The 22,160-nt window shown below is 76.6% G+C and carries 25 protein-coding genes; 13 read left to right on the top strand and 12 right to left on the bottom strand.

Annotated features, from left to right (window positions below; translation table 11 throughout):
• Positions 1–43 precede the first annotated feature (43 nt).
• Positions 44–1,102 (bottom strand): ATP-dependent DNA ligase, encoded by a 1,059-nt coding sequence (locus tag PATMI_RS0101875; RefSeq protein ID WP_026909640.1) that lies wholly within the window; start codon positions 1,100–1,102, stop codon positions 44–46.
• Between the two features lie 100 nt (positions 1,103–1,202).
• Here PATMI_RS0101875 and PATMI_RS0101870 point away from each other — a divergent pair, with 100 nt between their 5' ends.
• Both PATMI_RS0101870 and PATMI_RS0101865 read left to right on the top strand, forming a co-directional pair.
• Positions 1,203–1,979 carry a hypothetical protein gene (locus tag PATMI_RS0101870; RefSeq protein WP_026909639.1) on the top strand — a complete coding sequence of 259 codons (777 nt, stop codon included), beginning with the start codon at positions 1,203–1,205 and terminating at the stop codon, positions 1,977–1,979.
• A gap of 123 nt (positions 1,980–2,102) precedes the next feature.
• A complete protein-coding gene (locus tag PATMI_RS0101865; RefSeq protein ID WP_157260567.1) occupies positions 2,103–2,477 on the top strand; it encodes a hypothetical protein in 375 nt (124 codons plus the stop codon).
• Between the two features lie 152 nt (positions 2,478–2,629).
• Here the strand turns inward: PATMI_RS0101865 and PATMI_RS0101860 are convergent, their stop codons facing one another.
• Positions 2,630–3,043: a DnaJ family domain-containing protein gene (locus tag PATMI_RS0101860; protein WP_211241682.1), complete on the bottom strand. Its 414-nt coding sequence runs from the start codon at positions 3,041–3,043 to the stop codon at positions 2,630–2,632.
• Positions 3,044–3,164: 121 nt separating this feature from the next.
• The gene (locus PATMI_RS0101855) at positions 3,165–3,563 is read right to left on the bottom strand and encodes a YybH family protein (RefSeq protein ID WP_026909636.1); all 399 of its coding nucleotides are present in this window, start codon (positions 3,561–3,563) and stop codon (positions 3,165–3,167) included.
• Positions 3,564–3,942: 379 nt separating this feature from the next.
• Here PATMI_RS0101855 and PATMI_RS37765 point away from each other — a divergent pair, with 379 nt between their 5' ends.
• Positions 3,943–5,268, top strand: a complete 1,326-nt coding sequence (locus PATMI_RS37765) for a dioxygenase family protein (protein WP_051470931.1) — start codon at positions 3,943–3,945, stop codon at positions 5,266–5,268.
• A gap of 118 nt (positions 5,269–5,386) precedes the next feature.
• Here PATMI_RS37765 and PATMI_RS0101845 read toward each other — a convergent pair whose 3' ends face one another.
• The 3 genes from PATMI_RS0101845 to PATMI_RS0101835 form a co-directional block, all read right to left on the bottom strand.
• A complete protein-coding gene (locus PATMI_RS0101845; RefSeq protein ID WP_026909635.1) occupies positions 5,387–7,684 on the bottom strand; it encodes an FtsX-like permease family protein in 2,298 nt (765 codons plus the stop codon).
• Positions 7,681–8,349: an ATP-binding cassette domain-containing protein gene (locus PATMI_RS0101840; RefSeq protein ID WP_026909634.1), complete on the bottom strand. Its 669-nt coding sequence runs from the start codon at positions 8,347–8,349 to the stop codon at positions 7,681–7,683. The genes PATMI_RS0101845 and PATMI_RS0101840 overlap by 4 nt, the downstream gene beginning before the upstream one ends.
• A 95-nt stretch (positions 8,350–8,444) precedes the next feature.
• Positions 8,445–8,969 (bottom strand): PadR family transcriptional regulator, encoded by a 525-nt coding sequence (locus PATMI_RS0101835; RefSeq protein WP_026909633.1) that lies wholly within the window; start codon positions 8,967–8,969, stop codon positions 8,445–8,447.
• A gap of 199 nt (positions 8,970–9,168) precedes the next feature.
• Here PATMI_RS0101835 and PATMI_RS0101830 point away from each other — a divergent pair, with 199 nt between their 5' ends.
• The gene (locus tag PATMI_RS0101830; protein WP_026909632.1) at positions 9,169–10,176 is read left to right on the top strand and encodes a hypothetical protein; all 1,008 of its coding nucleotides are present in this window, start codon (positions 9,169–9,171) and stop codon (positions 10,174–10,176) included.
• A 12-nt stretch (positions 10,177–10,188) separates the two neighbouring features.
• Here the strand turns inward: PATMI_RS0101830 and PATMI_RS0101825 are convergent, their stop codons facing one another.
• On the bottom strand, positions 10,189–11,538 hold the full coding sequence (locus PATMI_RS0101825) for a S1 family serine peptidase (protein WP_026909631.1): 1,350 nt from the start codon (positions 11,536–11,538) through the stop codon (positions 10,189–10,191).
• A gap of 142 nt (positions 11,539–11,680) precedes the next feature.
• Here PATMI_RS0101825 and PATMI_RS0101820 point away from each other — a divergent pair, with 142 nt between their 5' ends.
• The 7 genes from PATMI_RS0101820 to PATMI_RS0101790 all read left to right on the top strand — a co-directional run bounded on the left by PATMI_RS0101820 (position 11,681) and on the right by PATMI_RS0101790 (position 17,162).
• A complete protein-coding gene (locus tag PATMI_RS0101820) occupies positions 11,681–12,211 on the top strand; it encodes a hypothetical protein (protein WP_026909630.1) in 531 nt (176 codons plus the stop codon).
• Positions 12,208–13,263: an FAD:protein FMN transferase gene (locus tag PATMI_RS26575; RefSeq protein WP_084269485.1), complete on the top strand. Its 1,056-nt coding sequence runs from the start codon at positions 12,208–12,210 to the stop codon at positions 13,261–13,263. Before PATMI_RS0101820 ends, PATMI_RS26575 begins: the two co-directional genes overlap by 4 nt.
• Positions 13,263–13,961: a ferric reductase-like transmembrane domain-containing protein gene (locus tag PATMI_RS26570; RefSeq protein ID WP_084269483.1), complete on the top strand. Its 699-nt coding sequence runs from the start codon at positions 13,263–13,265 to the stop codon at positions 13,959–13,961. Before PATMI_RS26575 ends, PATMI_RS26570 begins: the two co-directional genes overlap by 1 nt.
• Positions 13,958–15,208, top strand: a complete 1,251-nt coding sequence (locus PATMI_RS26565) for an NADH-ubiquinone oxidoreductase-F iron-sulfur binding region domain-containing protein (protein ID WP_051470930.1) — start codon at positions 13,958–13,960, stop codon at positions 15,206–15,208. Before PATMI_RS26570 ends, PATMI_RS26565 begins: the two co-directional genes overlap by 4 nt.
• Complete coding sequence (locus PATMI_RS26560) at positions 15,205–15,432, top strand: ferredoxin (protein ID WP_026909629.1); 228 nt, start codon at positions 15,205–15,207, stop codon at positions 15,430–15,432. Before PATMI_RS26565 ends, PATMI_RS26560 begins: the two co-directional genes overlap by 4 nt.
• A gap of 409 nt (positions 15,433–15,841) precedes the next feature.
• Positions 15,842–16,429 carry a hypothetical protein gene (locus tag PATMI_RS37125; RefSeq protein WP_026909628.1) on the top strand — a complete coding sequence of 196 codons (588 nt, stop codon included), beginning with the start codon at positions 15,842–15,844 and terminating at the stop codon, positions 16,427–16,429.
• A gap of 97 nt (positions 16,430–16,526) precedes the next feature.
• Positions 16,527–17,162 (top strand): TetR/AcrR family transcriptional regulator, encoded by a 636-nt coding sequence (locus PATMI_RS0101790; protein WP_026909627.1) that lies wholly within the window; start codon positions 16,527–16,529, stop codon positions 17,160–17,162.
• A gap of 73 nt (positions 17,163–17,235) precedes the next feature.
• Here the strand turns inward: PATMI_RS0101790 and PATMI_RS0101785 are convergent, their stop codons facing one another.
• From PATMI_RS0101785 to PATMI_RS33630, 3 genes are read right to left on the bottom strand one after another with little or no spacing between them, the layout of a single operon-like run.
• On the bottom strand, positions 17,236–17,586 hold the full coding sequence (locus PATMI_RS0101785; RefSeq protein ID WP_026909626.1) for an MmcQ/YjbR family DNA-binding protein: 351 nt from the start codon (positions 17,584–17,586) through the stop codon (positions 17,236–17,238).
• Entirely contained in the window at positions 17,583–17,969 is a 387-nt protein-coding gene (locus PATMI_RS0101780) for a VOC family protein (RefSeq protein WP_026909625.1), read from the bottom strand. The genes PATMI_RS0101785 and PATMI_RS0101780 overlap by 4 nt, the downstream gene beginning before the upstream one ends.
• Positions 17,970–17,979: 10 nt before the next feature.
• On the bottom strand, positions 17,980–18,858 hold the full coding sequence (locus PATMI_RS33630) for a helix-turn-helix domain-containing protein (RefSeq protein ID WP_051470929.1): 879 nt from the start codon (positions 18,856–18,858) through the stop codon (positions 17,980–17,982).
• Positions 18,859–19,076: 218 nt separating this feature from the next.
• Here PATMI_RS33630 and PATMI_RS0101770 point away from each other — a divergent pair, with 218 nt between their 5' ends.
• On the top strand, positions 19,077–19,712 hold the full coding sequence (locus tag PATMI_RS0101770; RefSeq protein ID WP_026909624.1) for an SRPBCC domain-containing protein: 636 nt from the start codon (positions 19,077–19,079) through the stop codon (positions 19,710–19,712).
• On the opposite strand, the gene PATMI_RS26550 is transcribed toward PATMI_RS0101770, so the two are convergent.
• Both PATMI_RS26550 and PATMI_RS0101760 read right to left on the bottom strand, forming a co-directional pair.
• Positions 19,691–20,290: a TetR/AcrR family transcriptional regulator gene (locus PATMI_RS26550; RefSeq protein WP_036726649.1), complete on the bottom strand. Its 600-nt coding sequence runs from the start codon at positions 20,288–20,290 to the stop codon at positions 19,691–19,693. The two genes, PATMI_RS0101770 and PATMI_RS26550, sit on opposite strands and share 22 nt — an antisense overlap.
• Before the next feature lie 52 nt (positions 20,291–20,342).
• Entirely contained in the window at positions 20,343–21,131 is a 789-nt protein-coding gene (locus PATMI_RS0101760; protein ID WP_026909623.1) for an MBL fold metallo-hydrolase, read from the bottom strand.
• 134 nt (positions 21,132–21,265) lie between these two features.
• Between PATMI_RS0101760 and PATMI_RS33625 the strand changes: the two genes are divergently transcribed.
• Entirely contained in the window at positions 21,266–22,141 is an 876-nt protein-coding gene (locus PATMI_RS33625) for a hypothetical protein (protein ID WP_051470927.1), read from the top strand.
• The last annotated feature ends 19 nt before the right edge of the window (positions 22,142–22,160 follow it).

The raw sequence follows: 22,160 nt of genomic DNA, 5'->3' as shown, positions 1-22,160 counted from the left end.
GCCGGTCCGGGAGGTGGCGCCAGGGCAGCCGGCGAGCGGCCGCTCAGGCGTCGAGCTGGTCGATCGTGCAGGCCTCGGGCGGCTTGTCGTCGCGCCAGCGCTCGAGCTTCGTGCCGTGGCGGATCCGGCCGGCGGAGACCTGGTCGAAGCTCACCTCGACGACGAGCTCGGGGCGCAGCGCGTTGATCTCGAGCTCCTTGTCGGACTTCCAGCGGCTCGGCTCGCCGGCGATCACCTCGCCGGTGCCGTAGGGCGCGAGCTCCTCGATGAGCTCCCGCTTGCGCTTGGCGGTGAAGCTCGAGCAGTGCCCGACGGTGCGCAGCTCGCCGCCCTCGGCGTAGAGCGCGAGGATCAGCGACCCGACGGTGCCCTCCTCCTTGCCGTGGCGCCAGCCCTGGACGACGGCGTCGATCGTCCGCTTGCGCTTGATCTTCACCATGCCCTTGCGCTCGCCCGGCAGGTAGGCGGCCTCGAGCTCCTTGGCGACGACGCCCTCGGTGTCCACGAGCCAGCCCTCGGCCTCCTCCGGCGTGCGGACGGCGGGGGTGAGGGCGACGCTGGTGCCGGTGAACGCGGCGTCGCCGACGAAGCGCTCCAGGGCGTCGCGGCGCGCGGAGAACGGGCGGTCCAGCAGCGACAGGTCGCCGACCGCGAGCAGGTCGAACGCGACGTACCGGGCGGGGACCTCGACCGCGAGCCTCGCGATCCGGGACGCCGCGGGGTGGATGCGCTGCGACAGCGCGTCGAAGTCGGGGGCGCTGTCGCCGTCCAGGCCGTCGGGGTCGACGACGATCTCGCCGTCGAGCACGTACCGGCCTGGCGGGAACCGGAGCTCCGGGAAGTACCGCTGCAGGGGCTTGCCGCCGCGGGACAGGAGGACGAGCGAGGCCCCGCCGGCGGTGGCGGTCGGGTCGTCGGTCTCGCCCGCGGCGTCCGCGTCCGGCGCGGAGGGGAGCCCGCCGACCGGCGTCTCGCTGTCGACGAACGCGATCGCGCGGAACCCGTCCCACTTCGGCTCGTACGACCAGCCGCCGCCGGTCGGGAGGGTCGCGCGGCCGCGGGCGAGCTGCGGGGCGAACGGGGGCTGCAGCGGCAGGGTCACGGTGGGGCGACCCTACCCGGGGGACGGGCCTGCGACGCATCGCCGGACCGCCCGTGACCCGTGCCTGTACACCGTCGGCGCGGCAGGGCATCATCGCGTCATGCGCCGCGTGTCGCTCTGGATCCTGCTCGCGGTCGTCGCGGCGCTGGTCGTCCTTCGGGGGACGGACGCCGCGACCGCCGCCGAGGGCCCGGCGCCGGCGGCCTGGTGGGCCGGCCCCACCGTCGGCGGACTGCCGTTCACGGAGCCGCAGGCGGGCCTCGCCGTCTACGGGGACTGCGACCCGGGTCCGGGCGACGAGGGCGGGTGCTTCCCACCGCTCCAAATCCAGACGCAGACGACGTGCGGCGAGAACCCGGTCGCGCTCGACGGTGTGGACCCGCGCGGGCTGCACCGGCTTCCCGGGGGTGCGATCGGCACCGACCGCGGCGCGGAGCAGAGCGTCAACACCGGGCGCCGGACGCTGAAGATCTACGCCGACGCGAGGGCGCTCGCCCTGGAGGCCCGCCGTGGCCTGCGCCCCCGGACGCAGGCCACGGCGACGTCGACGCTGCCGCCGCCCGTCTTCCCCCGGGCCGTGCTCGGCGAGCTCCGCCGGGTCCAGGCGCAGCACCGCCGGACCCCCACGGTCGCGGCGACCGGCCGCGCGCTGGGCCTGTCGAAGGCCACCGTCCGCGTGCGGCTGCGGGTCGTCGCGCTGCTCCCGGGGAAGGCGCTGCGGGGGGTGGCGGTCCCGCGGATCTCGGCCCGGGAGGTCGCGCGGCGCCGGCAGGCCGCGCTCGGCTTCGTGGCGGACGGGATCCGCCCCGACGGCGTGGACGCGCGGACGCTCGGCCGGTGGGTGCGCAGTGTCCGCGGGCTGGCGGGCGGGTGCTGAACGGTGGTGGCGTGCGGACCGGGCGGGGCGACCGATGGGCGGTTCGCGCCCGGGTCCTCCGTGGACGGCGGGGCCCGGCGACCGGTGGCGGTCGCGCGTGGTGGCCGTCGCGCCGCGTCGCTCGTGCTCACCGCACTCGCGCTCGGGGCGGCCGGCTGCGGCGACGATCGCCCGGCGGTCAGCCCCGGCCGGACGCCGGACGCCACGGTCGACGCCTGGCGCTCCGCGCTCGAGGACGGCGACTTCGACGGGGCGTGCAACGTGCTGACCACCGCCGCCGTGCGCTCCCTGCACGACGGCGACGTCTGCGCACGCGCGCTCGAGCGCTTCCACCGGCGGTACCCGAAGCTCGAGCACCCCGCCTACCTGAGCACGCTCGCGACCAGCACCGGCGGGACGAGCGTCGCGACCTTCGAGGCCACGCGGCGCGGCCGCGGCCCGGCGGTGCAGCTGGTGCGCCGGGACGGCGAGTGGGTGATCACCGGGATCGGACGGTGAGGGCGAGTGGCTGATCACCGGGATCGGACGGTGGCGGTGGCCGGGTGGCGGACGGCCGGCGGGAGCGCCTCGCGGCGGCGGCGCGCGATCGGACGCACGTTCTCGTCGCGATGCGACGCGAACGTGCCGCCCGGCTCCGCGTCGGCCCCGGGTCATCGCCCGCGCCGCGCGCGCCACTGGCCGATGGCGCCCTCGACGTCGACCGGTCGGCGGTTCAGCGGTGGGCCCTCCGGCGGCGTGCGGATCGCCGCGCGGATGCGGGCGTTGACGTCCTCGAGGATCGCGCGCGCGTCGTCCTCGCTCGCCGCGTCCCGCGCGAGGGCGAGCGCGTCCTCGACGTCCTTGCGCAGGATCAGCGACGGCGGCAGGTAGGAGAGCCCCTCCGCCCGCATCTTCCGCTTGAGCCACCAGCCCTCGTCGCGGTGCCGGCCGAGGTCACGGATCGGCTCCCCGTGGCCCGGCAGGTCGTCGAACGCCCCGCGCTCCGCGGCCTCCCGGATCCGGCGCTCGATCCAGGACTCCATGCTCGTGTCGTGCGGCTTGCGGCCGGTCATGGTGGGGTCCATGTTCCCGCGGGAGGTGGCCAGGATGCGGAATCAGGAGGGTGCGCACGGGCCGAGAACGCCGATCCGACGGGCGTGCGCGGGCCGCGAACGGTCGTCCGGCGGGCGTGCGGGGTCCGCAGCCTCAGGCCTCGTGGACGAACGAGTGGTGCTCGTGCGCGACCCGCCACCGGCCGTCCTCCCGGCGCAGACCGAGGGTGAGTCGCAGCCGGCGGTCGGGGTGCTCCGCGAGCTCATCCGTGGTGCCGCACCGCACGAGCGCGGAGGCCCAGGCGACGTCGGTGCCGGCGGTCACCTCGAGCGACGCGAGCTCGAACAGCGCGCCCGTGGCCAACCAGCGGAAGAACGGCGGCCACGTCGCGCGGTAGGCGTCGATGCCGCGCACCCCGGCGTGCGGCTCGGGCACGTCGAACATGACGACGTCGGACGTCCGGTCGGCCGCGACCCCTTCGAGGTCGTGGGCGTTCACGGCGGCCACCCACCGTGTGACCTGGTCGCGGATCTCGGTCTCCGTGGTGGTCATGAGGCAGGGACCGGCCGGTCGGGCGCGGCTCATCGGTCGGGTGGCGCGGCGGTGGTCGTGCTGGGGCGTCGCGTTCCCGATCTGGTACCTGGGCGGTGCCGAATCCGGAACGTGAGGTGCTGCGGCGCGGCGGTGGTCGTGCCGGGGTGGTGCGTTCCCGATCTGGTACCCGGGCGGTGCCGGATCAGGAACGCGAGCCGCCGCGGCCCCACCCGGCCCCGCCCCACCGCCCTGACTCCGCGACCCCGCCGCGTCCGCGTGACGCGTCCCCGATCACGCTCAGGGTCCTCTCAGGTAGTCCTGGGTCCGGTCCCAGCGGCCGCGCCGATCCTCCTCGTGCGCCGGATCCCTCTCCGGCACCGAGCCAGGAGCCGACGAGATGCACACCGATCACCACGACGACACCACGACCGCCCCGATCGACGCCGCCGGTGCGTCCGCCACCTCCGCCGCGCCTTCCGCCGCCGGAACGCCGGACGCCACCGCGCACGCCCACGCCGCCGCGCCTGCCGCCGCCGGAACGCCGGACGCCACCGCGCACGCCGACACCCCGCACGCCGACACCGCCCACGCCGACCACGACCACGGCCACACCCGCCGGACCCTCATGACGGTCGCCGGTGCGGTGGGCGCCACGGCGATGCTGTCCAAGATCGGCGTCACCGGCGGCCTGCTCGACCGGCTCGGGCTCGACGAGGAGGCCCAGGCCGCCACCGCCGCGTGCGTCCTGACGCCCGCGAAGACCGAGGGGCCCTACTTCGTCGAGGAGGGCCTGAACCGCTCCGACATCCGCATCGACCCGAGCGACGGGACGACGCAGGCCGGCGTGCCGCTCGCCCTCACGCTCGTCGTCGTCGACGGCGCGGACGGATGCACGCCCGTGGCCGGCGCGACCGTCGACGTCTGGCACGCCAACGCCCTGGGCACGTACTCCGACATCCAGTCCGAGGGCACGAAGGGCAAGAAGTACCTCCGCGGCTCGCAGACCTCCGACGCCGACGGCGAGGTCACCTTCACGACGATCTTCCCCGGCTGGTACTCCGGCCGCGCGATCCACGTCCACTTCAAGGTCCGCCTCTACGACGGCACGAGCACGACGTACGAGTTCACGTCGCAGCTGTTCTTCGACCCGACGCTCGAGAACCAGGTCGTCGCCACGAGCGCCTACGGGAACCGCGGGACGCCGGACACGCCGAACAGCAAGGACGGCATCTACGGCTCCGACGGCGGGACGCTGGTCGTCGCGCTGACCGGCAGCCCGTCCACGTCGCTGGCCGGCACCCACGTCATCGGCCTGTCGGGCGCGCCCTCGAGCACGACGACGACCGGGACCACCACCGGGACGACGACGGGCACCACCACGGGCACGACGACCGGGACCACCACGGGCACCACGGCGTCCTCGTCCGCCGTCGAGGCGACCGTCAAATCCGCCAAGTGGGTCCGCACGTCGACCGGCCGCCGGATCCTGCGCCTGACGCTCGACCTCGACGAGACCGTCGCCGTCGTCGCCCGCCTGGCGCGCGACGGGAAGACGATCGTGCGGAAGAGCAGGAGCGGGATGAAGAAGGGCGACCGCACCCTCGACCTGCGGATCCCCGTCCGCTCGGCGCGCGGCAAGGCCCGCCTCGCGGTCGCGTTCACCGACGCGAGCGGTGCCGTCAAGAGCGTCCGCCGCACGGTGACGGTGCCGAAGAAGGCCTGAGCCCACGCCGTCCGCGGCTTTGGGTGCCGGGACGAGGGACGGACGCCGGTCGCCTGCCCGCCGACGGTGACCGCCCGGGCCGCGTCGGCCGGTGCGCCGCGGGCGGGCAGGACCGCCGTCACTCTGTCCGCAGCCCGCCGGGTCGCAGGATCCGGCGCAGCGCGGGGGTGCTCAGGGCGGTCACCAGCGGGACGACCGCCGCGCCGACGCCGGTGATCACGAGGAGCGGTCCCGCGTCGACGTGGAGCGGCGCGTCGACGAGGCGCAGGAGCACGGCGCCCAGGCCGATCCCCGCCACCACGGCGAGCGCCAGTCCCAGGACGACCGGCACCGCGGTCTGCAGCAGGATCGAGCGGCTGATGGTCGCGGGCGGCGTGCCGAACGCGACGAGCGACGCGAGCAGCCGGCGCCGGGCGTGCAGCTGCTCGAGCGCCGCCACCAGCATGCTGGCGCCGATCATCAGGAGCACGAGGACCGCCGCGACGACGATGCCGCGGCGGATCGCCACGAACTTCCGGTCCTGCTTGACGACCTGGAGCTCGTCGACCCGCGTCAGCGGCCCGAGCCCGGCCGCGACGTTGCGCAGCCGCTCGGCGGCGTCGGCGCTCCGGTCCAGCCGGACGTCGGCGCGCACGGCGAGCCCGGGCAGGGCGTCCCCGACGGCCCCGGGGGTCGCGAGGATCCCGCCGGCCTCGGAGCCGTCCGGCGCGACGCGCGACGCGACCCGGCGTGCGTCGGCGGGCACCCGCCAGCGCGCGCCGGCGCTGCCCTCCTCCCCTGGCGCGGAGGCGTCGCGGACGACGGAGCCCGCGCGCGGCGCGGCGTCGTCCCCGCGGGCGAGGAAGACGCTGCCGTCCCGGCACGGGCCGGTCCGCACGAGGCGCCGCAGCGTCGCGCACGGCGCGACGGTGACCGTGGACGTGTCCTCCCCGCGGGTGGCGACGAACACGGTCGACACGACGAGGCCCGGCCGGACGCCGTCGGCCGACCGGAGCGCCGCGGCGACCCGCGCGCGGTCCGGTCCCCCGGGCCCCGACGGCAGGAGGACCTGGGCCTGCACGCGCTCGACGTCCTTGCCGGTGGCCGTGCTGCTGCGGTCCTCGACGCTCGAGAACAGCATCTGCAGCGCGATCGCGCCGGCCACCGCCACGGCGATGGCGGAGACGACGCGCGCTGAGGTGCCGCTGTCGGCCTGCAGGCGGCGGACGGCGAGCTGCCACGAGACGCCCCCGCCGCCGAGGCGGTGGACCACCGTCTCGACGAGCCAGGGGAGGATCGCGGTGACCCCGAGCAGCAGCAGCGTCACGCCCACGGACACCTGCGCGGGGTCGACGGACTCGCCGCCCCCGACGTCGACGCCCAGGAGCGGGAACAGCAGCGCCAGCCCGGCCACCGGCAGCAGCAGGCGCCACCACACGCGGCGGCGACGCTCGGTGCCGCGGCGCACGACCCCGAGCGGATCGATCGCCACCCGGCCGAGCGCGAGCTGGGTCACGACGACCGCGACGACCGGGACCGCGAGCGCGACGAGCACGACGAGGGCGGTCGCCGGACGCAGGTCCGACGGGAAGACGCTGAGCCCGTCGATCTCGACGCTCCGGGCGAGCTGCCGCGCCCCGAGGAACAGCGCGCCGCCGAGGGCGAGCCCGAGGAGCGCGCCCAGCAGGGCCTCGCCGGCCGCGATCCGCCGCACCATCCGGCGGTCGGCGCCGACGAGCGACAACGCCGCGAGCCGCCGGTCGCGCTCCTCGCCGCCGAACCGCACCGCGGCGGCGACGAACACCGCGACCGGCAGCAGCATCACGACGACGGCGATCACCACGAGCAGCGCCAGCGCGGGCGGCAGGCCCTCCCGCTGGTCCCCCGACCCGAAGTGGTCGATCCGCTGGACGGCGGGTCCGGGGCGGAGCGTGGCGTCGCCCGCGTAGTACGCGAGCTCGCGGGGACCGGCGAGGCCGGTGTCCGCGATCGTGCCGACGATCCGGCCGGGCACCCGTGGGCGCAGCAGCGCGCCGTCGGACGACGCGAGCAGGTCGCGCAGCCGGGGGGAGACCACGACCTCGCCGGGTCCGGGGAGTCGCGAGACGCCGGGCGGGACCGGCGCGTCGGGCCCCTCCGCGCGGACGAGCCGGGCGCGGACGTTGCCGTCGCGGAAGTTCGTGTCGGCGCTCGCGACCAGGGCCGTGTCCGCGCTCGCCCGCCGCTCGGGGGCGCCGAGCTGGAACTCGGAGCGCGCCGCGTTGCGGTCGTCGCGGCCGTCGAGCGCGTTGGGGGCCGACGCGGCGAGGAGCAGGAGCGCGACGCCCAGCCCGACCCCGACGGCGGTCATCACCGTGCGCGACCACGAGGCGCGGCCCCCGGCGGCGGCCAGCCGCGCACCGAGCCCGAGCTCGCGCAGCCACGACCCGGTGCTCACGCCACGACCTCGGTCGTGCGGGTGCGGCCGTCGCGGACGACGACCTCGCGGTCGGAGTACGCGGCGACGCGCGCCTCGTGGGTGACGAGGACGACGGCCGCCCCGGTCTCGCGCGCCGCGCCGCTGAGGAGCTCCATGACGCGCTCGCCGTTGAGCGAGTCCAGCGCGCCGGTGGGCTCGTCGGCGAAGAGGACGCGGGGCTCGGTCGCCAGCGCCCGCGCGACGGCGACGCGCTGCCCCTGCCCGCCGGAGACGCGGCCGGGGGTCTGCCGGGCGACACCCGCGACCTCGAGGCGCTCGAGCCACTCGTCGGCGCGGCGCTCGGCGTCCTTCCGGCGCACGCCGTTCAGGCGCAGCGGCAGCGCCACGTTCTCGCGGCAGCTGAGCTCGGGCACGAGCTGCCCGAACTGGAAGACGAACCCGAACGCCGATCGGCGGAGCGCCCCGCGCTCCGCGTCGGACAGCGCCGCGACGTCGCGGCCGTCGAACGTGACGCTGCCGCGGTCGGGCGGGACGATGCCCGCCAGGCAGTGCAGCAGCGTCGACTTGCCGGAGCCCGAGGGGCCCATGACGGCGACGATCTCGCCGGGGGAGACGGAGAAGCTCGCGCCCTCGAGCGCGGCGGTCGAGCCGAAGGCCTTGTGCAGGTCGACACCCCGGAGCAGCGGCCCGGCGGCTTCGTCCTGCCCCGGGGAGCCGTCGGTCGGGCGGACGTCGTCCGTCCCGCCGGTGCGCGACGACGGGCGGCGAGGGAGGAGGCTCACGACGCGACCTCCGTCCGGAGCTGGTCGAGCCGGGCGGCGGTCAGCTCCAGCCACCGCAGGTCGGCCTCGAGGTGGAACAGCGCGTGGTCGCAGACGAGCTGGTCGGCGAGGTCGCCGCCCGTCTTGCGCCGGGTCAGCTCGCGCATCGTCCGCAGGTGCTCGGCCCGCTGCGTGTCGAGCACGTCCGTCGCCGGGCGGTCGGTGAGGAGCGCGAGGACGACCTTCGCGTAGAGCGTCGTCTGCAGGTACTGCTCGGGGCGCTCCGGCTGGGCGAGCCAGAGGTCGACGTCCGCGACGCCGGCATCGGTGATCGCGTAGCGCTTGCGGTCGGGCCCGCCGCCCTGCTCGACGCCGTCGAGCTCCACGAGCCCGTGCTTCAGCAGCCGGGAGAGGGTCGCGTAGACCTGCCCGTAGGCGAGAGGGCGGTCCTGGCCGAACTTCTCGTCGTAGGCCCGCTTGAGGTCGTAGCCGTGGCTCGGGCCGCCCTCGAGCAGCCCGAGGAACGTCTTGGCGATGGACATGGACGATGACTATACACACCGAGTATTCACAGAGTGTATAGCCGACTGGCACTGGGGATCCGGCGTCTCGGCCCCGCAACGGCACCCGGCCGTCCGACGGCACGCGCCGCACCCGGCGGGCCGGTCGGTGGGGCCGCGCGGAACCCGCGACCTCCGGGCCGCCGACTACGGTGGGGTCCCGCGGTCCCCGCCCTGCGCTGTGCCTCCACCCCGAACCTCCACCGCGGCGACGTCGGCCGTCGTCCTCGCCCTGGCCGCCGCGGGATGCGGCGTCGACACGTCCGGCACGGTGATCGGCGACGGCGGACGCGCCACGACGACCTCGACGGGCGACCTCCCCGCGCGCTCCGCCGGCCCGCCCGCCGAGTTCGTGCACGCCCCGAGCGTCATCGGCATGCCGGTCCGTGCTGCGCGGCTGCGCATCGGGGCGGCCCGCTTCGTCCCGGAGCCGGGGCAGCGGTACGGCGTCGAGGGGCGGACGGGCGCCGTCGTCACGTTCGGGCCCGACGACGGCGACGAGCTGCCGGTCGTGACGCAGACCCCGACCCATCCGCAGCCGTCGCGGTACGGCACGACCGTCGCGCTCGGCACCGTCGCCCCGGCGCTCCCGGGCCGGCGTCGCCCGGTCCTCGAGGAGCTGTCGTGGCGCAGGGTCGCCTACGTCGGCGGGGCCGTCGAGCTCTCGGGCGTCCGCTGGGGCGGCGACTGCCGGCGGCTCGACCACGTCCAGGTCGGTCCTCCCGGCGGCGCGGTGCGGAGCGTGCGGGTCTGGGCGACGAACCAGAGCTTCCCCGTCGAGGCCGGCTGCGAGCCCGCTCCGACGACGATCCGCGTCCGGACGGGCAACGACTGGGACCCGGCGACGTCCGTGTGGAACGACCCGCTCGAGCAGCCCCGGGCGGACGTCCGCCCGGTCCGGCACGTGCGCTACGCCCGGGTCACGGTCCAACCGGACCGCCGGACGGTGATGGTCACCTACCTGCGCGGCGCCTGCGAGGCGCTCGCCCGGGCGTCGGTCGCGGCGCGGGGCGGTCGCGCGACGATCGACCTGCGGCTCGGGGCCGTCCCGCCGCCCGCGGGCGAGGGCCGGGCGCTCTGCCCGGCGATGCGCTCCGCCGGGACGACCGTGCTGCGGCTCCCGGAGGCGCTGCCGCGGCGCGCGGTGTTCGAGGACGCGGCGCCGGGGGCGACGGCCCCCGGCGACTGACCCGGGGTCGTCCTAGCGCCCGGGCGTCAGCACGTAGACCTTGGCCCTGCGCTGCGTGTTGCCGGCCTTGTCCTTCGCGCGCAGCGTCAGCGTGTAGCGCCGCCCGCGGACGAGGCCCGAGGTGATGATCGTGCCCTTGCCGCTCGACGTCGTCCTGGCCTTCACCGTCTTCGTGCGGGTGCGGCCCCCGGCCGTCCAGCGCAGGGTCGCCGTGATCGAGCGGACGCCCGCGCTGGGCGTGGGGTCGGCCACGGTCACGCGCGTGACGCAGCGGGTCGACGTGCACCTCCGGGATGCGAGCTTCATCGTCGGACGGCCCGTGTCCGCGGTGGTGCGCGGCGTCGGGGTGGCCGTCGTGGTCGTCTGGATGTTCGACCCGGCCCGGATGAACTGGTTCACCGAGTCCTCCGCCACGCGGGTGTAGAGCCCGGGCCGGTTCGCCTGGGCACAGCCGATGCCGAGGCTGACGATCCCGGCCAGGACGGGCGACCCGTCGACGTCGACCGTCAGCGGCCCGCCGCTGTCGCCCTGGCAGGAGTCGATGCCGCCGCTCGGCTCACCCGCGCACAGCGTCCGGTCGTTCACGTTGGCCCCGGTGCCGGAGTACGCGCTCTGGCAGGAGGACCGCTTGAAGATGTGGGTGACGCCGGTCTGGAGGTCGCGCGGGTAGTCGTTCGTGACGCCCCCGCCGAGGATGCCGCCGACGCTCGACCCGGTCTGCGCCTGCCGGTCGCCCCAGCCGGAGATCTTCACGACGCCGTTGCCCTCCGGGTCCGCGAACTGCGCGGACTGGGCGGCCGTGATCAGCGGGATCGGCGCGATCGACGTGGTGCCGTCGATCTTGGGGGACCCCTCGTAGAGCGGGGACGCGAGGGTCAGGACGGCGGCGTCGCCGTCGAGGTTCGCGAGCGTGAAGCCCGGGCGGACGACCATCTGGGTCACCGCGACGTCGCGAGCGGTCGGGGCCTCGGCCTCCTGGCCGTCGCGCAGGTGGGCCGTGCCCGCGAGCACGCGGACGTGGGCGACCTGGCGCGCCTGGCCGGTGGCGCTGTCGAAGACGCAGTGCCCGGCCGTGACGACGTGCGTCGCGTCGACGATCGAGCCGCCGCAGAACTGCCCGTTGTACGGGCTGGTCGGCTTGTTGTCCTGGTTGGGGTCGTACAGCGCCACCTGGAACGGACGCGACGCGATCGTCGACTGGGCTCCCCCGACCACGCGCGGCGTGGCCTGCTCGGCGGCCGCCGCGGGCATCGCCGAGGCACCGGCCCCGACGAGCGCCCCGAGGGCGGCCAGCACCGTCAGCGCGCCGCGGTGGGCGCGTGCTCCGGTCGCTCTGATCGTCGGGGTGCTGTGCTCGTCCACGTGGGCTCCTTCGTGCGCCGTCCGGCGGACACCATCTCACGGTCGCATCGGACGGGTCGAAGTCCTGCGGGGCCGACCCGCTCTCGGGAAATCCCCAGCCGGCGTTGAGCGGCCCCGGAGGACCCGGGCGGATGGTGTCCCCATGTTCCGCGAGCCGCCCGACGACCCCACGACCCGCGTCGACCGGGGACCCGCTCCCGGCGACGCCGACCGCGAGCGGCCGGGCGCCGTCCGCGACCGCGGCCGGCGCACTGCGCGCCGCCTCACGACCGCCCTCGCCGGCGGCGCCGCGGCGCTCGTCCTCGGTCTCAGCGTCCTGGTGGCCGGCACCACGAGCTCGAGCACCGCCGCCACCGGCGCGACGGTCTCGACCACCAGCGACGCGGCGACGTCCTCGGGCACGTCGTCGTCGGGCGCCGCGGACGCGACCGACAGCACGTCGTCGAGCACCACGGGCTCCTCGGACGCCGGCTCGACGGCGGACACCTCCGCCGACGACACGTCCTCCGGCACCACGGAGTCGTCCGGCGACCCGACCTCCTCGGGCACCACGGACGACTCCTCGAGCGCCGACACCTCGAGCGCCGACACGTCGTCGTCCGACTCGAGTTCGAGCTCGAGCGCGCCGTCGTCCACGAGCTCGGGCTCCTCCGTCACCTCGGGGGCGTCATGACCGCCCTGACCCGCTGGCGCGCGCTCGGGACGACCGTCGAGCTCGTCGTCGCCCCGTCCGCCCGGCTGTTCGCCGCCCGCGTCGCCGTCGAGCGCGAGCTCGCCGCGATCGACCGCGCGTGCAGCCGGTTCCGCGAGACCTCCGGGCTGTCGCGCCTGAACGCCGCGGCGTGGGACGGCCCGCGCCCGGCGGAGCCGCTGCTCCTGGCCGCGATCGAGGTCGCCCTCGACGCCGCCCGGCGCACGGACGGCGCGGTCGACCCGACGGTCGGGCGCGCCATGGTCGCCGCCGGCTACGCCCGCGACCTGCACCGCGCGCCCGCCGACGGCCCGGCCTTCGCGCCCCGGCCCGCACCCGGGATCGACGGGATCGTCGTCGACCGCGATGGCGGGACCGTCGTCCTGCCGAAGGGCGTCGCGCTCGATCTGGGCGCGACCGCGAAGGCGCTCGCCGCCGACCGCGCCGCGGCCGCCGGGCTGCGGGCCGTCCCGGGCGGGCGGGTCCTCGTCAGCCTCGGCGGCGACGTCGCGGTCGCCGGGACACCGCCGCGCGGCGGGTGGGCGATCGGGATCGCCGACGACCACCGCGAGCGCCGCCCGGAGCACGTCGTCGCGATCGACGGCGGCGCGATCGCCACGTCCGGCCTGACCGCGCGTCGCTGGCGCCGCGGCGGCCGCGACGTCCACCACGTGCTCGACCCCCGCACCGGCGCCCCGGTCGACGTCGTCTGGCGGACCGTCAGCGTCGCCGCGCCCACCTGCGTCGCCGCGAACACCTGGAGCACCGCGGCGCTCGTCCTCGGGACGGCCGCGCCGGAGGCGCTCCGGCGCGCCGGGGTCGCCGCGCGCCTGGTCGCCGCGGACGGCCGCGTGACCACGGTCGGCGGCTGGCCGGCGGACGCGGATGCACAGGACGGGGTGGCTGCCGCCCGCGCCGCGGGTCCGGCCGACCCGCGTGACGGCGCGAGCGAGGGGCTTCTCGACACCGACCCGGCCACGGTCACCCCGCACGCCCGACCGACGACCGACCGCCGCCGCGCCGAGGCCGCCTGATGACCCTCTGGTACCTGTCGCGCGCCACCGGCGCCGTGACCCTCGTGCTGCTGACGCTGACGATCGCGCTGGGCATCGCGAACGAGCGCCGCTGGGCGCCGCGGCGCACCCCGCGGTTCGTCGTCGACCACCTGCATCGCTCCACGTCGCTGCTGGTGCTCGTCGTCCTGGCGATCCACATCGCCACGAACGTGATCGACGGCTACGTCCAGATCGATCTCGTCGACGCGGTCGTCCCGTTCGTCGGCTCGTACCACCCGCTCTGGCTCGGTCTGGGCACCCTCGCGTTCGACCTGCTGATCGCGGTGATCGTCACGAGCGTCCTGCGCGACCGCATCGGCGTCCGCGCCTGGCGCGCCGTGCACTGGGCGACCTACGTCTGCTGGCCGGTCGCGATGGCCCACGGCCTGGGGATCGGCACCGACGTCGGCACGACCGGCTGGATGCTCTGGCTGTCCGTCGCCTGCGCCGCAACGGTCGCCGCCGCCGTCTGGGCGCGCCTGACCCTGGCGCCCAGGCCGGTCGCTGCGCCGCTGGCCCCGACGGTGCCCGCCGGGACCGCGATGCCCGCGGGGACGCCGAGATCGGCAGGGACCGCGATGCCGTTCGCCGGGCGGGAGACGGTCCCCCTCGGACCGCCGCTCGTCCCCGTCCCGCCGGCCCCGTTCACCTCCCACGACCGCGAGGTCCGCCGATGACCACCCGCCTGCTGTCCGCCGCCGTCCCGCACGGGACGACCGACCTCGCGCACCACCGCGCCGTCCACGGGGCGCTGCCGGTGCTCGGCCGCGGCGACGCCGACGCGCTCGTCGACGTGCTGACGGCCGCCGGCCTGCGCGGTCGCGGCGGCGCCGGGTTCCCGGCCGCCCGGAAGCTCGCCGCGGTCGCGGGCTCGCGGCGCCCCTTCGTGGTGGTCAACGGCACCGAGGGCGAGCCCGCCTCCTCGAAGGACCGCCTCCTCCTCGGCCGCCAGCCGCACCTCGTGCTCGACGGCGCGGTGACCGCCGCACGGGTGGTCGGGGCCGGCGAGGTCGTGGTCGTCGCCCCGGCCGCCACCCACGACGCGGTCGCCCGCGCGATCGACGACCGCGCCGCCCGCGACGAGCCGGCGATCCGGCTCGTCGCCGCCGCCGAGGGCTACGTCGCGGGGGAGGAGACCGCCGTCCTCGCCCACGTCGAGGGTCGTCCGCCGGTGCCGCGGCTCGCCCCGCCCCGCCCGGCGGAGCGCGGCCTGGACGGCCGCCCCACCCTCGTCCAGAACGTCGAGACGCTCGCCCACCTGGCGCTGATCGTCCGGCACGGCGCCGACTGGTTCCGCGCGGTCGGCACCCCGGAGCGCCCGGGGACGACGCTCGTCTCCGTGTCCGGGGCCGTCGCACGGCGCGGCGTCCACGAGGTCCCGGTCGGGGTCCCCGTCGACGACGTCCTCCGGCTCGCCGGCGGCCCGGGCGAGCCGGTCCGCGCGCTCCTCGTCGGCGGATACTTCGGGGCCTGGATCGACGGGGCGGCCCGGCCCGCCCTCACCGACCGCGACCTCCGGCCGCACGGCGCGTCCGTCGGCGCGGGCGTCGTGATCGCCCTCGGCGCGTCCGCGTGCCCGGTGCGGACCGTGGCGCGCCTCGCGTCGTGGATGTCGGGCCAGTCCGCGGGGCAGTGCGGCTCGTGCGTCAACGGTCTCGCGGCGATCGCCGGGGTGCTCGTGCGCCTGGCCGACGGCGACGGCACGCCGGACGACCTGCGGCTCCTGCACCGCTGGACCGCGATGGTCGACGGCCGGGGCGCCTGCGCGCACCCGACCGGCACGGTCCGCATGATCGCGAGCGCGGCCCGCCTGTTCGCCGTCGACCTAGAGGACCACGCGCACCACGGACGGTGCGCGGCCTGCGCGGGCACGGGGCGGGCGGCGGCGACCGCGCACGGTCGCGCCGGGGCGGTGGCCGCATGAGGCGGGCAGCGGACCGCGAGGCCGCGCCGGCGCTCGCCCTCGACCCGATCGCGTGCGTCGGCCACGGCCTCTGCGCCGAGCTCTTCCCGGAGGGCATCGTGCTCGACGACTGGGGCTTCCCGATCGTGCTCGACGAGGCGTCCGACCCGGCCCTGCGCGACCACGCCCGCCGGGCGGCGAAGGCCTGCCCGGCGCTCGCGCTGCGCCTGCGCGCCCGCGGCTGAACCGCGGAGGCGGGCGGTCGCCGGTGCCCCGCCGACGACCTCCAGCGTTCGTACCGACGCCCCGGAACGTCGTACTTCCTGCCTGGGTATTCCTGGATCTCACGATCGCGAGTTCCAGGAATACTCGTCGCGGGGACGACGGATCCCCGTGCGCATGCGGACCAGGACTACGGCCGGAACGCGGCCGCGCCGGGGCCGGGCTCGTGCCGATCGTGCCGATCGTGCCGTCGGCGTCGGCGTCGGCGTCGGCGTCGGCGTCGGCGTCGGCGCCGACCAGGGCCTGCGCTCGTCGCCTCGTCCCTGGATCCGTGCCTGCCCGCCCGGGCCCTCGTCACCCGCGTCACGCGGTCTCCGTGAGCGCCCAGACGCCACCCAGGGTGCTCCCAGCCGGTGACGGGATCGTGGCGACATGAACCGCACCAAGAAGACGCTCGCCTCGATCCTCGTCACCGGTGCCGCCGCTCTCGGCGTCATCGGCTGCGGCAGCTCGTCGGGCGACGACACCACCAACGCGGCGGCCGCGCAGCCGGGGACCGCCACCACCCAGCAGGGCACCGGCACCACCGGCCAGGGCGCGACGCAGGGCCGTGGCGGGCCGGGCGCGCTCGACACGACGAAGCTCGCCGCGGCGGCGAAGGAGCTCGGCGTCACCAGCACGGAGCTCCAGGCCGCGCTGACCGCCGCCCGCCCGTCACGTCCGACGGCCGGCGGCGCGCAGCCGGGCTCCGGGTCCGCCGGCGGCTCGGGCACCGACCCGCGGACGGCGATGTACGCGGCGATCGCGAAGCAGCTCGGCACGACCGCCGCGAAGGTGAGGACGGCCCTCGCCGACGTCCTGCCGACCGGTGGTCCGGGCGGCGCGGGCGGGCCGGGCGGCGGCATGGGCGGCCCGCCGTCGGGCGGCCAGGGCGGGACGCCCCCGTCCGGCGCCCAGGGCACGCCGCCGGCGCAGGGCGGGTCGTCGTCCTCGTCGTCGACGACCGCCCCGACGACGTAGGCGCCGGCCACCCGGGTGGTCCCGATCCGGTCCCACCAGCGGCGAATCCCTGACGGTCGGCTCCCGGTGGAGGCCGGGGTCTGGGACGATCCGCACCGTGTCAGCGTCCGCGTCGTCCCCCGATCCAGGTGAGCGGTCCCGCAAGAACCGGGCGCGCATCCTGGCGGGGCTCGCGACCGCACTGGCCGAGAAGGGGTACGCCGCGACGACGATCGCCGACATCGCGGCGGCCGCCCGCGTGTCCCGGACGACCGTCTACGACCACTTCTCCGAGAAGGACCAGGCGCTGATCGGGCTGTACTCCGACCTCAGCGACCGGCTGCTGACCCTGCTGGCCCGCGAGCTGTTCGGCCAGGACCGCACGACCCCCTGGCGCGAACGGCTCTCCCTCCTCATGGCGACGTACCTGGGCGAGATGGCAGCAGCGTCCGCCGGCGAGCGCATGTCGCTCCTGGAGATCGCGTCCGCCGGTCCCGAGGGACGCCTCGTCCGCCGCGACATCCTCGACCGGTTCTCCGTCGCGATCGCGTGGATGAGCGACGTCTTCTCCGAGATCGACCCGTCCGCCCGCTCGCTCGACCCCACGCTCTCGCTCGCGGTCGTCGGCGCGATCAACGAGCTCGTCCTGCGCGCCGCCGAGGACGGTCCCGACGCGGTCCGCGACCTGCGGGCCCCGACGACCGAGATGATCGCGCGGCTGGTCCAGCGGCCGACGGAGGACGCGGCGGGCTGACCCCGGCACCCCGCCCGGCTCCGCCCCGTCCCGCGCCGCCCGGCTCAGCCGGCGCCCCCCGTGCGGCGCGCGGTCAGCCCGCGTCGGCCTCGAACGCCTCGCGCATCCGCTTCGGCGCGCGGAGCAGCCACGAGTCCTCGAGCAGGCCGGCCAGCTCCTCGCGGTCCACGGCACCCAGGCGGACCAGGACGTGGGGGTGCCCGTCGTAGTGGGGCGTCGTGAAGAAGCGGCCGGGGTCCGCGGCGACCAGGCCCTCCTGCTCCTCGGGACCGCCGGTCCAGACGACGAGCACGTCGTCCTCACCGTCCCACATCCGTGCGAACAGGCGGTCCTTCACCCGGAACCCGGGCGTCCCGTACGACGGCTTCTCGACCGTCTCCGGGAGCGCGAGGGCCAGCTCGCGGACGTCCGCCTCGGTGCTCACCCGGCGGCCCCCGGCGCGTACGTGCCGAACGACCAGAGGTTGCCCTCGCGGTCGCGCAGCGAGCACTCGCGTCCGCCGTACTCGGGGTCGTTCGGCGGACGCGTCGACTCAGCGCCCGCGGCGACGGCCCGCTCGTGCAGCGCGTCGACCGCGGCGGCGTCGGGCAGCACCCAGTACATCGCGCCGGTGCCGGGCGGCTGGCCGGGACCGTCCTCGCGCACCGAGCCGGCCATCACCCATCCGTCGCCGAGTCGCAGCTGGGCGTGGTCGACGAGCTCCCCGGTCTCCGGGAAGACCGCGGTCAGCTCGAGGCCGAACGCGTCGATCCAGTGCTGCAGGGTCGCACGGTCGCGGATGCGCAGGGTGGGGACGACAAAGGTCATGGGCGCCACGCTACGCCCGCTGCCGGGCCGCGTCTTGAACGGACGTGACCGGGTCGCCGGGGCCGGCCTCGCCGCGGTCGCCGGGGATCCCGTCCGCCGTCGACCGAAGCGCCTGCGTCCGGAACGCGGTGGGGGTCACGCCGGCGAACGCGCGCACCTCGCGGGTCAGGTGCGCCTGGTCGCTGAACCCGTGGGCCGCCGCGACGACGGCGAGCGGGTCCGGCCGCTCCCGCAGGGCGTGCTGGGCCCGGTCGAAGCGGACGAGGCGGGCGTACGCCTTCGGGCCGACGCCGACCTCCTCGCGGAACCGCGCCGCCAGATGGCGCCGTGAGCACCCGAGCTCGCGGCGCAGCTCGTCGATCGGGAGGAGCCCGCCGGTCCGGTCCAGGCGCCCGACGGCCCAGGCGACGTCGGGGCGTCCGGGACGGGCGTCCCGGACGCGTCGGCCGAGCCAGTCCTGCATCAGCCCGAAGCGCCCGGGCCACCCGGCGGTGCTCGCCAGGCGCTCGACGAGCTCCGCCGCCGTGCGCTCCCCGACGACGTCCTCGAACGCGACGACCTCGCCCGCCAGCGCCGCGCCCGGCACGCCGAGCACCGAGGAGGTCCCGAGCGGCGTGAGATCGACCTGCAGCACGTGGACGTCGCCGGCGTGCTCCGAGGCCGCGGGCCCGAGGGCGATCCCGCCCGCGAACGAGCGCCGGCGGCGCAGCGGCGCATCCGGCGCCGCGCCGATCCGCCACTCGTGCTCGAGCGCCAGGATCAGCGCGGTTCCTGGGATCGCGGGCTCCGTGCGCCGCTCGGGCGCTCCGCTCGACCGCACGCCCGAGAGCCGGCCGACGTGGCCGGCGAGCTCCGGGCGGGGGAGGGTGGTGGCGACGTCGAGAGCCACCGGGCCATCGTCGCCGCTGGGAAGCGCCCTGTCCAGGAGCGGCGGGCGGTCAGCGAGCGGCGGGCGGCGGGCGGCGGATGCGGCCGACCCGCCGAGACGCGGGCACGGCGGATCCGGCAGGATCGGGGCGCCGGTCGCCGCCGGGTCCGCGGTCGCCGGCCCGCCCGCCGCGCCGGCGGGGCGCCGGCGCGGACCACGACGAGGAGGACGGGAACCCCATGATCGACGTCACGGAGCAGATCGACGCGGTGGAGCGCCGGGTCGGTCGGCGCACGACCGCGTCGGGCGAGGTCCACGTCCTCTCGGTCGAGCAGTCGTACGCGACCACGGCCGACGACCTGTGGGACGCCTGCACGAACCCGGAGCGGATCCCGCGCTGGTTCCTGCCCGTCGAGGGCCGCCTGGCCGAGGGCGGCCGGTACCAGCTGCAGGGCAACGCCGGCGGGACGATCGAGTCGTGCGACGCGCCGCGCACGTTCACGGCGACCTGGGAGTTCGGCGGTGCGACGAGCCGGATCGTCGTGCGGGTCGAGGCCGAGGGCGGCGACCGCGCCCGCCTCGTCCTCGAGCACCACTCCGATCCCGCCGACGACACCTGGGTGCAGTACGGCCCCGGCGCCACGGGCATCGGCTGGGACCTCTCGGTCCTCGGACTGGCGCTCCACCTCTCGCCGGGCGGCGCGCTCGACCCGGCCGAGGCGGCGGCGTGGGCGGGGGAGGACGACGGCCTGCGGTTCCTGCGGGTCAGCGGCGAGTCGTGGCACGACGCCGACGTCCAGGGCGGGGCGGACCCCGCCGAGGCCCGCCGGCGCGCGGACCGGACGATCGCGGCCTACACGACCCCGCAGGACTGACCCGGCGGCACCCCGGCCAGCAGGGCCGCCTCGAGCACCGCGACGTGCTCGAGCACGAGGTCCTCGGTGGCGAGGACCTCCGGCGTCTGGGTCCGCAGCTGGGCCAGGCCGAGGTAGTGGCTGTAGGCCATCACCGCCCGGTGCTGGGCGAGGTCTTCGGGCAGGCCGAGCTGGACGAAGATCCGCCGCAGGTGCGCGACGCGCGCGACCGCGGAGCGCTCGAGCACCGCCGCCACGTCCGGGTCCTCCGCGCCGGCCATGAACTGGAGGATCACCGTCGGCGCCATCTCGACGCAGGCGTAGACGAGCAGCTCGTGCAGCCGGCGCCGCGGGTCCTCCACGGCGTCGAAGCGGACGGACAGCTCGGTCACCTGGCGGCGCTCCCACCGCTCCAGCGCGGCCCGCAACAGCGCCCGGCGGTCGGCGAAGTGGTGGTAGAGCCCGCCCTTGCTGACGCCCAGCCGCCGGGCGACGGACTGCACCGACAGGCCACGGACCCCGGCCTCCTCGATGTCGTCCAGCGCCGCGGCGGCCCAGGCGTCCGGGGACGTCAGGGCCGGGCGCCCGGCGGGGCTCACGCGCCCCGCCCGCACCGCGGCGTCGGTCCGCCGCCGCCTCCGGGGATCCCGATCACACCGCGATGCTCTCGGCGGTCCCCGGCTCGAGCCACCGCGTGCGCCCCGCCAGCGGGGACGCCCCGATCACGGTCTTCGCCGCCGACCGGCCCTGGCGGAAGTGCTTCCAGCCCTCGAAGTGGATCGGCACGATCGTCGTCGGGTCCAGGGCGCCGCAGAGCTCGACGGCCTCCTGGGCGTTCATCGTGTACCGCAGCGGGCCGGACAGCCACGGGAACGTGACGCCGCCCATGTGGACCACGACGGTGCCGACGTCGAGCCGCTTCGGGACCTCGCGGACCCCGTCGTAGAGCACGGTGTCGCCGGTGATCCACAGGACGCCGTGCTCCTGCCCCGCCCACTTCAGGGCGAAGCCGACGACCTCGCCGACGATCGGCTTGGAGCCGGGAGGCCCGTGCCGGCACGGGGTGGCCGTGATCTCGATGTCCTCCTTGCCCTCGGCGGCCAGCGTCGTCGTCTGCCACGGCTGCAGGCCGAGCGCATCGCCGCCCAGCCGCTTGGCGCCCGGCGCGGTCGTGACGATCTGCCCCATCCGCGGCAGCAGCTCGCGGCCGGTCGGATCGAGGTTGTCGCCGTGGTGGTCGTGCGAGATCAGGACGGCGTCGATCGGGCCGAGGTCGTCGAACGCCACGGCCGGGCCCTGGAGCTTCTTCGACGCCGTGCCCCAGCCGAAGAAGTACCGCTTGCCGGGCGGGTCGAACGTGGGGTCCGTGAGGATCCGCCACCCCCCGACCTCGATCAGGACGGTCGGGCCGCCCACGTAGGTGATCTGCACGTCGGTCACGCGATGCACTCCTCGGGCTGCAATTCCGTTCGGGGGCGTACGGTATCCGGCCCACGGGCGCCGCGGGAGGTTTCTCGAGGCGACGCCCTTGTGTGATGGGCGTCCGGTCGGGGCTGCCGGACGTATGGTGGGTCATGGGCTCCATGCGCCGTACGGGCGTCGCCGGCATCCTCATCGCGACCGGGACGCTCGCCGCGGTCGCGCCGCCGGCGGGGGCCGCGACGACCGTGAAGGCGTCGGGTGGCACCGCCGCCGCCACGACCGTCTGCGGGGTCCAGCGCCGCGCGATCACCGTCGCCCGCGGCGCGACGGTCCGGCTGCGGCTCGTCCGCACGGGCGCGAGCCGGCGGTCGAGGAAGGCCGTCACGCTGCGGATCTCGACCTGCCGCGACGGGCGCTTCGGGACGACGGTCCGCCGGAAGGTCGCCACCAGCCGGAAGCTCGGCACCTCGGCCGCCGGGGACTACCGCGTGACGCTGGGCGGCCGCAGCACCTACGTGCGGGTCGTCGGACCGACCACCGCGGCCCCGACCGGTCCGTCCGCTCCGGCCGACACCGTCCGGGGCATCCACGCGGTGCGGACCACCGACGGGTCGCAGACGCTGAAGGGCACGCTGGAGTCCGGGCCGATCGGGTTCTCCGTCGACGCGAAGCGGACCGCGGCCGGCGTCGTCTCCGGTGAGTTCAAGGCCACCGGGTCCCTGGCGTCGATCATCGGCGTCGGCGGCCTCGTGCCGTTCGAGTTCAAGGGCCCGGTGACGTGCCTGGACGCCGCGGGCGACCAGGCGACGATCTACTACCCGCTGAAGGACTCCTCGCCGGCCCCGGTCGCCGCGCTCTTCGGCGGCGTCCTGATCACGGTCGACGGCGACGCCGACGGCGGCCTCGGGCACTTCAGCTTCTCGCCGGTCCCGGTGGCGCTCGCCCCCACGGTGGGCTGCGGCCACGGCGGGCCGACGCCCCTGATCGTCAGCGGCGGCAGCCTCGCGGTCGGCACCCCCGGCGGCTGACGGGCGGCCACCGCGCGGT

It is taken from the genome of Patulibacter minatonensis DSM 18081 (genome assembly GCF_000519325.1).
Taxonomy (GTDB): domain Bacteria; phylum Actinomycetota; class Thermoleophilia; order Solirubrobacterales; family Solirubrobacteraceae; genus Patulibacter; species Patulibacter minatonensis.
The sequence above is the reverse complement of the archived record's forward strand: the minus strand, read 5'-3'. Positions and strand labels throughout refer to the sequence as shown.

What these genes read in the sequence shown, in the direction of transcription:
- PATMI_RS0101780 (WP_026909625.1), bottom strand. Translation starts at nt 17,969, where the DNA reads ATGACCTTTGTCGTCCCCACCCTGCGCATCCGCGACCGTGCGACCCTG.
- PATMI_RS26560 (WP_026909629.1), top strand. Translation starts at nt 15,205, where the DNA reads ATGAGGCGGGCAGCGGACCGCGAGGCCGCGCCGGCGCTCGCCCTCGAC.
- PATMI_RS37125 (WP_026909628.1), top strand. Translation starts at nt 15,842, where the DNA reads ATGAACCGCACCAAGAAGACGCTCGCCTCGATCCTCGTCACCGGTGCC.
- PATMI_RS0101870 (WP_026909639.1), top strand. Translation starts at nt 1,203, where the DNA reads ATGCGCCGCGTGTCGCTCTGGATCCTGCTCGCGGTCGTCGCGGCGCTG.
- PATMI_RS26570 (WP_084269483.1), top strand. Translation starts at nt 13,263, where the DNA reads ATGACCCTCTGGTACCTGTCGCGCGCCACCGGCGCCGTGACCCTCGTG.
- PATMI_RS0101860 (WP_211241682.1), bottom strand. Translation starts at nt 3,043, where the DNA reads ATGGACCCCACCATGACCGGCCGCAAGCCGCACGACACGAGCATGGAG.
- PATMI_RS0101855 (WP_026909636.1), bottom strand. Translation starts at nt 3,563, where the DNA reads ATGACCACCACGGAGACCGAGATCCGCGACCAGGTCACACGGTGGGTG.
- PATMI_RS26575 (WP_084269485.1), top strand. Translation starts at nt 12,208, where the DNA reads ATGACCGCCCTGACCCGCTGGCGCGCGCTCGGGACGACCGTCGAGCTC.
- PATMI_RS26565 (WP_051470930.1), top strand. Translation starts at nt 13,958, where the DNA reads ATGACCACCCGCCTGCTGTCCGCCGCCGTCCCGCACGGGACGACCGAC.
- PATMI_RS33625 (WP_051470927.1), top strand. Translation starts at nt 21,266, where the DNA reads ATGGGCTCCATGCGCCGTACGGGCGTCGCCGGCATCCTCATCGCGACC.
- PATMI_RS37765 (WP_051470931.1), top strand. Translation starts at nt 3,943, where the DNA reads ATGCACACCGATCACCACGACGACACCACGACCGCCCCGATCGACGCC.
- PATMI_RS0101820 (WP_026909630.1), top strand. Translation starts at nt 11,681, where the DNA reads ATGTTCCGCGAGCCGCCCGACGACCCCACGACCCGCGTCGACCGGGGA.
- PATMI_RS0101835 (WP_026909633.1), bottom strand. Translation starts at nt 8,969, where the DNA reads ATGTCCATCGCCAAGACGTTCCTCGGGCTGCTCGAGGGCGGCCCGAGC.
- PATMI_RS0101770 (WP_026909624.1), top strand. Translation starts at nt 19,077, where the DNA reads ATGATCGACGTCACGGAGCAGATCGACGCGGTGGAGCGCCGGGTCGGT.